Source organism: Aeromonas sp. QDB11 (assembly GCF_027705265.1).
Lineage (GTDB): Bacteria > Pseudomonadota > Gammaproteobacteria > Enterobacterales > Aeromonadaceae > Aeromonas > Aeromonas allosaccharophila.
The window spans coordinates 16,724-27,629 of sequence record NZ_JAPDBM010000063.1; the positions used below are offsets into that span (position 1 = coordinate 16,724).

The 10,906-nt window shown below is 54.1% G+C and carries 9 protein-coding genes and 1 pseudogene; 6 read left to right on the top strand and 4 right to left on the bottom strand.

Annotated elements, in window-relative coordinates; translation table 11 throughout:
* The first annotated feature begins 126 nt into the window (after positions 1-126).
* On the top strand, positions 127-1,836 hold the full coding sequence (locus tag OKC40_RS17940; protein ID WP_270796359.1) for a glycoside hydrolase family 36 protein: 1,710 nt from the start codon (positions 127-129) through the stop codon (positions 1,834-1,836).
* A 78-nt stretch (positions 1,837-1,914) separates the two neighbouring features.
* Here the strand turns inward: OKC40_RS17940 and OKC40_RS17945 are convergent, their stop codons facing one another.
* On the bottom strand, positions 1,915-2,415 hold the full coding sequence (locus OKC40_RS17945; RefSeq protein WP_005360277.1) for a hypothetical protein: 501 nt from the start codon (positions 2,413-2,415) through the stop codon (positions 1,915-1,917).
* Positions 2,416-2,570: 155 nt separating this feature from the next.
* Positions 2,571-3,986: an exodeoxyribonuclease I gene (gene sbcB, locus OKC40_RS17950; RefSeq protein ID WP_265775641.1), complete on the bottom strand. Its 1,416-nt coding sequence runs from the start codon at positions 3,984-3,986 to the stop codon at positions 2,571-2,573.
* Positions 3,987-4,174: 188 nt separating this feature from the next.
* Between sbcB and OKC40_RS17955 the strand changes: the two genes are divergently transcribed.
* The gene (locus OKC40_RS17955; protein ID WP_270796362.1) at positions 4,175-5,368 is read left to right on the top strand and encodes a tyrosine-type recombinase/integrase; all 1,194 of its coding nucleotides are present in this window, start codon (positions 4,175-4,177) and stop codon (positions 5,366-5,368) included.
* 35 nt (positions 5,369-5,403) lie between these two features.
* Here OKC40_RS17955 and OKC40_RS22995 read toward each other — a convergent pair whose 3' ends face one another.
* Positions 5,404-5,583, bottom strand: a complete 180-nt coding sequence (locus OKC40_RS22995; RefSeq protein ID WP_201944616.1) for a helix-turn-helix transcriptional regulator — start codon at positions 5,581-5,583, stop codon at positions 5,404-5,406.
* A gap of 506 nt (positions 5,584-6,089) precedes the next feature.
* On the opposite strand from OKC40_RS22995, the gene OKC40_RS17960 reads away from it, so the two are divergent.
* Positions 6,090-7,460, top strand: coding sequence for an SVAGG family GlyGly-CTERM protein (locus OKC40_RS17960; RefSeq protein ID WP_167569804.1), 1,371 nt, complete (start codon positions 6,090-6,092; stop codon positions 7,458-7,460).
* 242 nt (positions 7,461-7,702) lie between these two features.
* Here OKC40_RS17960 and OKC40_RS17965 read toward each other — a convergent pair whose 3' ends face one another.
* Positions 7,703-8,626, bottom strand: coding sequence for a WYL domain-containing protein (locus OKC40_RS17965; RefSeq protein WP_047435310.1), 924 nt, complete (start codon positions 8,624-8,626; stop codon positions 7,703-7,705).
* A 100-nt stretch (positions 8,627-8,726) separates the two neighbouring features.
* Between OKC40_RS17965 and OKC40_RS17970 the strand changes: the two genes are divergently transcribed.
* From OKC40_RS17970 to OKC40_RS17980, 3 genes and pseudogenes are all read left to right on the top strand, one after another.
* On the top strand, positions 8,727-9,017 hold the full coding sequence (locus tag OKC40_RS17970) for a DUF4258 domain-containing protein (RefSeq protein ID WP_064337874.1): 291 nt from the start codon (positions 8,727-8,729) through the stop codon (positions 9,015-9,017).
* A 6-nt stretch (positions 9,018-9,023) separates the two neighbouring features.
* Positions 9,024-9,668, top strand: a complete 645-nt coding sequence (locus OKC40_RS17975) for an ADP-ribosylglycohydrolase (RefSeq protein WP_270796364.1) — start codon at positions 9,024-9,026, stop codon at positions 9,666-9,668.
* A 211-nt stretch (positions 9,669-9,879) separates the two neighbouring features.
* Positions 9,880-10,795: pseudogene (locus tag OKC40_RS17980) on the top strand (IS5 family transposase).
* Positions 10,796-10,906 lie beyond the last annotated feature (111 nt).

A 10,906-nucleotide genomic window follows, 5' to 3' on the forward strand; every position in this document is an offset into this window, starting at 1 on the left:
TTACCAGAGAGGCCGGGTCGCGGCATTAAAACAATAACAACTGAAATCAGTTCATTTGAAGCTGATTTGATTGGCAATTTTTGAAATTTGTCTGATAGAACCCTTTTCGAACTACAAGGAGTAGTGATGACATCCCTCTTGTCCCGAGTTCGCCAGCTGGCGAACGATACTGCGTTGCCACCCCATCTGCTGCAAACCCGTCAGTGGGAAGGGCCCCTGTGCCGGATGCGACTCGACAACACCGGTTCTGATGCCACCCCGGTTGAGCGCTGGGTGCTGTTTGACGGCAAGCTTGGCCTGCCGGTGGAGAGCACCATTTATGGCGAAGGATTCCAGATGCTGGCCCAGACCATGGGTAGCTGGCAATCACCGCAACATGTCGGCCGTTGCCCCGATGCCAGCGTCTATCGCATCACCGATGACAATGGCTATCACACCATTCACAACCTGTTGCTGGTGGAGCATGGCAAGGGGTGGCTGCTGCTCGCCTTTGCCAGCTGTCACCGTTTTGGCGGGGAGTTTCGCCTCTACCCCGATGGCCGCTTGCAGATCCTGATGAACTGCGAAGGGCGAGAACTTGCAGCCGGTGAGCACTGGCAGAGCGAGGCGCTGATCTGCCTCGAAGGGGCGGAGCGCGAGGATCTGCTGGCCGAGCTGGCACGGCTGATCGAGGCTGAGCACGGCTCGCTGATCGGCAAGGTAAGTGAGCGCCCGAGCGGCTGGTGCTCCTGGTATCACTACTACGCCGAGGTGAGCGCCGCCGATATTCGCGAGAACCTGCAGGTGCGTGCCGAGCGTTTCCCGGCCCTGCGTTATGTGCAGATCGACGACGGCTATCAGGCCAAAATGGGCGACTGGCTTACCTCGTCGGCCAAGTTCGAGCAAGGTGTTGCTTCATTGGCTGCGGAGATCAAACAGGCTGGCTGCGAACCCGCTCTCTGGGTCGCCCCCTTTATTGCTGAACCCGGTTCACAGGTGTTTCAGGATCATCCCGACTGGTTTGTGAAGGGGGATGACGGTCTGCCGCTCCCCTCCGAGCGGGTCACCTATGGCGGTTGGCGCTGCACTCCCTGGTATGTGCTGGACGGCACCCACCCCGAGGTGCAAGCGCACCTTGAGAAGGTGTTCCGTACCCTGCGCGAGCAGTGGGGCATCCACTACTTCAAGCTCGATGCCAACTTCTGGGGCGCCATCCACTGTGGTCGTTTCCACGATCCGGCTGCCACCCGGGTTGAAGCCTATCGACGCGGTATGGCGGCCATTCTGCGTGGTGCTGGTGAAGGCGCTTTCCTGCTCGGTTGCAACGCGCCCATCTGGCCAAGCCTTGGGCTGGTGCACGGCATGCGGGTGAGCGATGACGTGGAGCGCAACGGCCACCGCTATCGCCAAATTGCCCGTGAAGCCTTCTGCCGCGCCTGGCAAAATGACAAGCTCTGGGCCCTCGACCCCGACTGCATTTGCCTGCGGGATTTACCGAGCCAGCAGGCAAGTAAAGCTGAATACAGTTTCCATCTGGCTGCACTGGTGGCGAGCGGTGGCATGATGCTGGCCGGTGATCGGCTGCAAGATCTCGATGAGGATCAAGCGGCGCACCTGCGCAAGCTGCTTGAGCTCTGTGCGGCCCGGGCACCCTCTGCCCGTTTCGAATCGATGGACTTTGCCTGCGGCGAAGTAAGCCTGCCCGAGGGCGGCACTCTGCTCTGCCTGTTCAACTGGGAGGGGCAACCACAGGAGTTTCTGCTGCCGGAGGGGGGAACCGATTGTTGGCTGGGACAGACTGTCGGCACGGCTGTCACCCTGCAAGGGGGTGAGGGGCGGGTGATCCGCTACACCTGATCACAGCGTCACCACATACAATTCAGGCTCCATGACGGAGCCTGAATTGTTTCAATCAGCGGTTATCAGTCACGTTTTTCAGTAACGCCACTCAAAACCGACGGCGTATTTGGCGGAGCCATAGCCCGGGATATCACTGCCGGAGGCGATCGCCTTGAGGGTCAGCAACGGGGTGATGGGCACCCCCAGACCAAAACCGATGGCCAGTTGATCATTGGGGTTCCCCATCAGATCGACCCGCATCACCCGATAGAGGGACATATCCTCGCTCAGGTGCATATAGGCTTGCGAAGCGCGGTTATAGACCTGACCAAACACCTCCAGCTGGAAACCTGACTGTGCGCTGATGGCCAGCGGTACCCCGACAAACTTGTAGAGATGGGAGCCGTTGAAGTAGCTGTTGGTGATCAGGGGAGTGAAATCAGTCTGCTGATAAAGGGTGTTGAAGTTCTGTTCTACGATGCGATAGGTCTGCTCGGGCAGGCGAGCAAGATAGTCCGGCACATCGAACCGGTATGCGGCGTTGGCTGCCAGCGGCAGCAGGGCCAGTAATCCGAGCAGTGCGTGGTGACGAGGCATCAGCAAATGGCTTCCATTCGGCCAAAGAGATCTCTTGCTTGGGAGACATCCGCTCAGGATGTTGCAAGATATTGGTTTTTGGGGAAATCCCCTTCGTCATTATGACCTGAAGAAGGGGACGGGCGGGAAGGATTTATTGTGAAACTACTCACAACTCATAAATCTTCCAGATAGTGATAGAGACTCTTTAGAATCGCAAAGTTCCGTTCGTTACTCTGGTTCTGCTCGGCCAGCGCCTCGAGACGGGGCACATAGTCCGGCAGACGGCGGCTGAAGTAGTCGCTGCAGTGCAGGCGCCAGCGTTTCTGCTCTGTTTCGCTCAAGGTGTGTGGCCAGTTGCGGGCGCGGTAGCGGAACAGCATCTCCGGCAGCCGGGCATCGGTAAAGGCGAACTCCCGCTCACCTAGCAGATCCGCGGGGGTGGCACGCACCAGATCCATGGTGGACTTGTCGCCATGGCCAAAGAATCCGGCGTAGAGCTGGGTATCGGGGTCGCTCTCATTGCTGCCGGCGAACTCCTGATTGAACACCTCCACCAGTTTTTCCCGCACCTCGGGGTGGGTGCGCAGCAGATCCAGGCTCTTGCGGCACTGCTCCCGATCGATGCCCAGCTCGTCGGCGCGCTCCGCGGTCAGAGTGGCGGCCGGCGCCAGCACCGGGCACTTGTTGATGTGCACCAGTTTGACCGGAATGCCCGCCAGATCCCCCAGCTCCTCTTTCTTGGTGTAGAGGCGCTCGCGGATCTCCTCGCTGGAGAGTTCAATGAGCGGGGTGGGGTCGCGGGTCAGGTCGACCATGATCACCGCGTTCTGGTTGGTGGGGTGCCAGGCGAGCGGTGAGACCCAGCTTGCACACCCCTGCCAGGGGGAGAACATGCCGGAGACATGCACCAGCGGCTTCATGGTCACCACGTCAATCAGCGCTTTCACCTTGTTCTTGTTGCGAAGGTCAAAGAGATAACCAAACAGCTTGGGTTGCGCCTTTTTCACCAGCTTGGCCATCTCGATGGTAGCTAGCACGTCTGAGAGTGCATCGTGGGCATTGGCGTGAGTCACACCGTTGGCGACCGTCAGTTTCTCCAGCCGGAAACTCGGCTTTCCCTCATCATCAAAGGCCCACTCGATCCCCTCCGGGCGCAGGGCGTAGCAGGCCCGCAGCATGTCGAGAATGTCCCATCGGGAGTTGCCGTTCTGCCAGCTGTAGGCATAGGGGTCATAGAAGTTGCGATAGAGGGTGTAACGGGTCACTTCATCATCGAAGCGGATGCTGTTGTAGCCCAGCACACAGGTATTCGGCGTGGCGAATTGCTCGTGGATCTGGCGAATGAAATCCGCCTCGCACAGCCCATCCTTCATCGCCTTTTGTGGCGTGATACCGGTAATGAGGCACGCCTCCGGATCCGGCAGATAGTCCGCCGGAGGCTTGCAATAGATGACCAGCGGCTCGCCAATGAGGTTGAAATCCGCATCGGTGCGGATACCGGCAAACTGCGACGGCCTGTCCTTGGCGGGGCTGATGCCGAAGGTCTCGTAGTCGTGGAAATAGAAGGTAGGATTTGTCTGCTGGTTCATTTCGTGGTTCTGAATTGTGTCTATATGCTTGAAAAACAAGTCGTTATACGGAGTGTTATCTCAGATTGTCTCACTTTGTCCGATCTTGATTCAGTCCGTTTCAGACCAATTTGGTACATATCTGTGTACACGTTAGGACGCGTTAATGTGTCAGTGAAAAATCAGATGACCAGTCACAGGAGAGTCATATGCCACTTACTGATACGAAGCTACGGGCCCTCTATGGTAAGCCCTACTTTGGCAAGACGGAATTGTCAGACCGTGATGGATTGTCAGCTCGGGTCACCGAGCGAGGCACCATCTCGTGGCAATATCGCTATCGCTGGCAAGGAAAAGCGGCGAGACTCAAAATTGGACGCTATCCCGACCTTAAACTCGCTGATGCCAGGGCGTTGATCCCTGCAATCCGTGGTGCACTTGAGCGTAATGAACATCCCAGAGTTTTCTGGGATAAGCTCCACCAGAAGCATGATGTCACACTTAAACAGTGCTGCGAGCATTTTCGTGAACACCATCTGCCCAAGCTGCGGCCTCGTACGGTCATGCTCTATGAGCATACCATGCAGCGCTATTTCGAACCTCTGTTTATTGGTATTCCGGTGGAACAGATCCCGTTTTCGAGCTGGCTGGAGTGGTTTGATAAGATTGGCAAGAAAAAGCCGAAAAACGCAGGGCATTTATTGCGCAGGTTAAAATCCATACTTAGTTTTTGTATTCGGCGTAATCTCATTGGCGGCTCCCCGGTGCTGCAATTACGCACCGAAGATGTGGGCTCTCAACCTGAGAGAGGCTCTCGTGTGCTGACCATGCGTGAACTCGCTCAGATTTGGATTGCATTTGAACAGAGCAGGGCCAGCCGCGGATTAAAATTGGCAGCCAAATTGGTGATCCTGCTTGGTTGTCGCAGCGGCGAGGCATTGGGTGCACAGTGGAGTGAGTTTAATCTGGAGGAGCGAATTTGGACGGTTCCCGCTGCTCGAGCCAAATGTGGTGCGCCAATACGTCGGCCTATTCCTGGCAGGGTGATGATGTTGCTGCAAGAAGCGGCAGCGAGATCTCGGCTAAGGGGAGGGCCAGTATGTCGCTCGCCAGTGAATCCAAAAAGATCGTTGAGCAGTGCGTCTCTGATCCAGTTAGCAGAGCGTGTTCGAGATAAACTGGATCTGCCGTATTGGCGTATGCACGACATGCGTCGAACGTTGAGTACGCGTTTATCGGAAGAGCGAGTTCTACCACAGGTCACAGAAAAAATGCTTGGTCACAGGATGGCGGGTGTCATGGCTATATACAATCTACATGACTGGATTGATGAGCAACGTGAGGCATATGAATTATGGGATAAAAAATTAATGGAGGCAGTAAAATCATTGCAGGAACTCTAAATATAACCGAACCATGAAATCATATAATTCATCATCTAAGATGAGTGCTTTTCCCTTGATATCCAGTTGTTTACCGCTGCAGTCGAATAAAAGCCTTTATTGAGAGGTGGTGGAAATTTGTCTTCTTTAATCCACCTGTACAGCGTCGATCTGGATATTCCAAGTTTTTTTAATAGCGTTTTGGTTTTTATTAGTGCTGGTTCATTGTTGTTCATATAGCCTCCTGTTTTTTAGGAGGTTAAACATGATTGGTATATGTGTCAATTTACCATATTTTTAGACAACTTGCTTTTATGATATAGAAAAACATTCATACTGCGAAAATCAATTTAATAATTGTTTTTGTGTATTATAAAAGCAATGGAAATGGCTATGGAAAAATATGGCTTATGGTCATGATATGTAAATTTCAATAACATTTTTGACTCCTTTTAGCTCTCGATGGTTGGGTATGGAGTGTGTTCGTGTTGTCAAGTCAACGGTTGGCTCTATTCATTATTGGTAGAGTTGAAAAAGCGATTGAATAGGTTAGCCACGAGGGGGTAATAAAAGTGGGGGTTAAGCAGAGAGTTAATAAAGTTTTTGTGTTTTAAAGGATTGTGAATTCGTTCACAAATCATGATGTATTTTTTTTAAAAAACATGTAGCTCATTGTGGTTAGGATTCAATGGTGTATTGTCTGCGGTTTCATATGGTTATACTAGTTCCGAAGAAACTATTGATGTCAAAGCTACTCTTTATGGCTGCAACCTTGGTTGCAAGCAATGCGGTGATAGCCACTACGGTTATCGATGTAAACGTAATGGTGCCCAAGTCCATCGTTGCTCAGGATGGTGCTGAGAAGGTATTTAACACTATTCACCAGCGCGTAGCGGCTATGGACGACTATTACACTAGTCAACGCACCGGCATCGTCAAAAATGGCAATCCTGAGAACCTGCATTTCGAGGTGAAGCAGATCCTCGTTATGAGCGATACCGTCCTGAACCCGACGTGTAAAACAGGCTACTCAGCCGCGGTTGTTCTGCTCAACGAAAAGGTTATCGGTGTTCGTAGCTCTTATGGCCCGAACTTCGGCATCATGGCGCCTCCGCTGTGGGACGGTGTATGCACCAACGAGCAGGACATTCAAGACCTGACCTTCGCTGCGCACAGCTCTGGTGCCGATATGTGGATCACCACCAAGGGCGGCCCAGATGGCAAGTTTGATGGGATGGCTACTTCCGGCGCTGATTTTATGGTGAGTCGTTATGACACCACCCCTGATACCTACGCACATGAAGCATTCCACCTGTTCGGCGCAGAAGATCTTTACAACCGTAAAGGTGCAGAAGGATTCTGCGACCAAGGGGGCATCTGGGCTGGTCGTCTGATGTGTGGTTACGGTGATCTGACCAAGAACAACATGTTCGGTGGCAGTCCTTCTGCCATTGACCAAGGGGATATTTACCCTTACGGTCCAAGCGAGAGGTATTTACTCCAAAACTTCTACAACAACCCTGACAGCCCTGATGCCGCTCGCCTGTTGACGATGCCTGATGGCAACCTCCGCGCTTACTACGGATGGACAAAAGGCACTGGTGCAGGCGTCATGTCGAGTGCAGACATTGCTGATCGCACTTTCACAATGAAAGTAGACAGCACTACCCTGACTAATGCGAAGCCGTACATCGATGTTACCATCACTGCCTCTGGCACTGATGCTGCCGGTAAGCGTCTCTCTGTAGAGCTGTATAGCGAGTCTGGCAGCGCGGTTGTGGGCCAGCACTACAACGATGGTATCTCGCAACTGGTGCGCTTTGACCCGACGACTGGACAGACTGCTCTGGATGCTACGGGCAACCCGACCTACACAGTGCGCGTGACAGCGCGTGACCTGGCGTTCGTCGGTGCCAAGAGCTTCACCATCGGTCTGCGTAGCGGTACTGGCGGTAACGTGATTACCCAGCCGATGGCCATCACTGTGCAAGGTGCCAACACTGATGATGGTCGCAACGATGGTGGTGACAACGGTGGCGGTGGTTCGACAGGACCGATCTCATTGCTGACTTTGGTTATCTGCGGGTTGGTTCGCCGGCTTAAAATGTGTTGATAAGCCTTGTACCAATACCTTTTTTCATCATTATGGCAAGGTGGTCAAGCTGCGTTGGCATGGTAGGTCGCCAAAGCACCCAGATGTTATGAGTGTTGCCGAGAATAATTACGGGCGTCCCCAAAACACGAATTCCGATTAAACGATTTATTACAGTCAAGGCTCCCACCATGTCGGGAGCCTTTCTTATTTCTATCTCTCTTTGCCGGATGTGCGGAGAAGTCGGACATCATGGCGCAGGGTTAACTTGGTCGTATTTGTAGGTCTGCACTCTTGAGCTTGAAGGTACACCCTTGCTGGATGAGCTCCTCCCGATTTGCCAGCACCAGCGGGTAGAGCAGGGGATGTTGTTGATGTTCTCCGTTATAGCTCACTTGCATCCGTTCCAGTGCGTAATGCACCAAGGGGATCCGTTGGCTGATCAACAGCTGGTTCCCTGTCATCGCATAGTCTCTGGCAATGATGGCCTGTTGTCCTTCACTGAGCCCGGGATTGGGAACGACTACCGCAGTCACCTGGGTGTTCCACTCCAGATCCTGCTCCCGGCCGTGAGGAGAGGCATCCAGCAGATCCGGTTCGCCCCGAAAACGACTCATCACAAAATCCAGATATTCCCCTTTCTTCTCGCAGTAGGCACGTACGTGCCAGCGGATCCCGTCATAGACCAGGGTGTGGGGCACGATATTGCGGCCACTCTGCTCCTCTGAACTGAGGGATACGTAATCGACATCGACCCGCAGTTGGCCGCGCGCCGCCTGCACCAAACCCCGCACAATCTTGGGGTCGATATGGCGGTTCGGCACATCCAGGATCTCGATATGGCCGTAGCGCAAATCCATCAGCGGCAGCGTTAACAGGCCCGCTTCATGTTGGCGCTGGTGCTGCTTTTCACGGTGTAGCAGCATCAGGTACTCATCCACTTTTCCCTCACTAAAGCGCGGGACAAAGTGCTCTGTGGGTTTGTATCCCTTCAGGCTTCTGTCATAGACCAGCCCCTCCGGTGAGTAGTGGGTCAGGTAGTGGTTGATATCCCGTGACGCCTGTTGGCGACCGATATTGAAGGCGGTCATCAAATGATTGGTAGTCAGCCGTCCCTCCCACTGCAAGACGATCTCCAACAGACGAAAGCGCAGGGTTTGATCCCAGGTGAGCTCTTTGGGTGCCATACGTGCTCCAAAATGCGACATGTTTATGTAACCAGTATCGGCATGAGTATACAGGCTACATATAATGGGTCCATCGAAATGAGCGCCAAAGGAGCATGTCATGAACGGGAAGCTGGATAGTGCTTACAGCCATCACGCCGCGTGCCGGATGCAGCAGCGCGGTATTGCTCCCGAGTTGGTAGAGCTGCTGCTGAACATCGGACGTTCTTCTTATCACCAGGGGCGCGAACTGGTTTATCTCGATCGCAAAGGAGTTGCCATGCTGCAAGCCGAGTACGGATTGCCAGCGGAATGCTGCCAGCGGCTGCGCCGTCACTATCTGGTCCTGCAAAACGGCGAGATTGTCACCGTCGGTCATAAAACCACTCACTTCAAACGCGATCGTCACTGAGGCGCTATGAACTCAAGTCTGTTATCAGGTCAGGCGGCCATGCCCCTGATCAGGGGGATCTATTGCTTGCTGTCAGCCGAGCGGGCCAAGGCGTTGACCGCTTTGCTTGCCCAAGGCGCGTGTCACCAAGGGGGTGAGACTTCACCACTGGCGGTGGTGACGGCATTGGCTATCCATGTCGAGCAACATCGACTGGATTGCACGTCACAGCCCATCTATCTGGGGCGTGAGCAACTGATGACCGGTGCAGCCGATTTGCTGGGGGAGGATGCCAGCTTTGAAGAACAGGATGCGTTTCGTCTGTTGGCGCTGCTACTCGACAAATTGCTGCGAGGAGGGCGTGGCAGCCGTCAGGCCAAGCTGGATGGACTCACGCCAAGCGTGATGGAGCAGCGGGCGCTGGCTGCCCGCTCCCCGAATAGCGGCGCTGTGGTCCGCGGCAGCTGGCGGCGCAAGTCACGCAATCAGCTGGGCCATGCCAGCTGGCTGGATGTGGTAGAAGCCGCCCTCTGGTGCTTCTGGCATGGTGACGATTTAGCAAGCGGCGAAGTGCTACTCGGTGTGCTGCTGGGCAGGGATGAGCGTGTGCGGCTTGTTTACGGTCTGCTGGTGGGGGCTTTCTACATGGGGGAGCCTTTCAGGCTCGAGTGAGGTTGTTTGAATTATTCAGCAAGTGATTTAAATATAACAGGAAAATGAACTTCTGCAGTTTATGCCCACGAACTTCTGCATGTGGTGTTTCAAATATGAAACAGCTGGACAGGTCTGGCTTGGCTCTATTACGGACATTGTTTCCCAGATCGATACCGTTTGAATGGAACTAACTGAGGACTTGGTGATCCATCCTCTTCAAGTCTGCATCATGGGCACGTCGTATCATCCCATCACCAACTGGCCTCAATACAACAAGTCTTTGATTAACCGTGGTTCACTCACCCTCTGGGTTGATACCGATGCCATGCACAACTACTTTCACCAAGACCATCACGGGCGACGGGACCGCAGCCAGCTCTACAGCGACCAGAGCATTTGCACCTTAGATGCTCAAGGGGAATTTCAACCTCACTCTGCTGGCCACTCAGGGAATACTCTACTCCTTATTCGCGTTGATGAATGTGCCGCTGTGTCTGTCGGACTATAGAGGTGCCAGCAAGCGGGTAAGCACGGTGATGGTGGCGTATCGGCAGCCATTAAAGCAAAGGTTACCGATCAGGTATCGACTCAACCGGGCTGAAGGTGTTTGGTGAAGGCGATTGGAAGGTCAGAAAACACGGCGCCGAGAAGCGGCGAGTCAGGCAGCAAGCTGCATCTGGCAGTGGATCCCGCCACTCACAATATCGTGGCAGCACAAGTCTCGTTGGAAAATGTCCATGATACCGAGGTGTTGCCCACCTTGCTCAACCCACTGCGGCGCAAGCTGGGACGTGTTTATGAGGATGACGCCTATGACAGCAAAGCCAGCCATCAGCTTATCTCGCACAAAGGGGCGACAGCCTGTATCCCGCCTCGCAAGAATGCAGGGCTCTGGAAAAAGGGGCGCCCAAGAAATGAGGCCGTGCTGGTGATGCGCAAAGAAGGGCTGGCGCACTGGAAGAAGATATCGGGGTATCACCGTCGCTCACTGGCCGAGACGGCGATGTATCGGTTCAAGCAGTTGCTGGCGGGAAAAATCAGTCTGCGTAACTACAACGGCCAAGTGGGAGAAGTAATGGCGTATGTAAGCGCCATAAACAAACTGAACACTCAGGGTTTTTCCCGTTAGACAGCCCCGAGTGTAGCAGTCACCAAAGGCTGGGGGCAGTTGCTGCTTGGTTTGGGAAACATAGATGGTCGCCCCGGTTTGCCAAGCCCTCAATCCATGAAAGTGAGTCAGGTGGAGATTGCAGCCA

Excerpts from the sequence above, each read along its gene's own strand:
- OKC40_RS17940 (WP_270796359.1), top strand. The coding sequence starts at position 127 with ATGACATCCCTCTTGTCCCGAGTTCGCCAGCTGGCGAACGATACTGCG.
- OKC40_RS17945 (WP_005360277.1), bottom strand. The coding sequence starts at position 2,415 with ATGCCTCGTCACCACGCACTGCTCGGATTACTGGCCCTGCTGCCGCTG.
- sbcB (WP_265775641.1), bottom strand. The coding sequence starts at position 3,986 with ATGAACCAGCAGACAAATCCTACCTTCTATTTCCACGACTACGAGACC.
- OKC40_RS17955 (WP_270796362.1), top strand. The coding sequence starts at position 4,175 with ATGCCACTTACTGATACGAAGCTACGGGCCCTCTATGGTAAGCCCTAC.
- OKC40_RS22995 (WP_201944616.1), bottom strand. The coding sequence starts at position 5,583 with ATGAACAACAATGAACCAGCACTAATAAAAACCAAAACGCTATTAAAA.
- OKC40_RS17960 (WP_167569804.1), top strand. The coding sequence starts at position 6,090 with ATGTCAAAGCTACTCTTTATGGCTGCAACCTTGGTTGCAAGCAATGCG.
- OKC40_RS17965 (WP_047435310.1), bottom strand. The coding sequence starts at position 8,626 with ATGGCACCCAAAGAGCTCACCTGGGATCAAACCCTGCGCTTTCGTCTG.
- OKC40_RS17970 (WP_064337874.1), top strand. The coding sequence starts at position 8,727 with ATGAACGGGAAGCTGGATAGTGCTTACAGCCATCACGCCGCGTGCCGG.
- OKC40_RS17975 (WP_270796364.1), top strand. The coding sequence starts at position 9,024 with ATGAACTCAAGTCTGTTATCAGGTCAGGCGGCCATGCCCCTGATCAGG.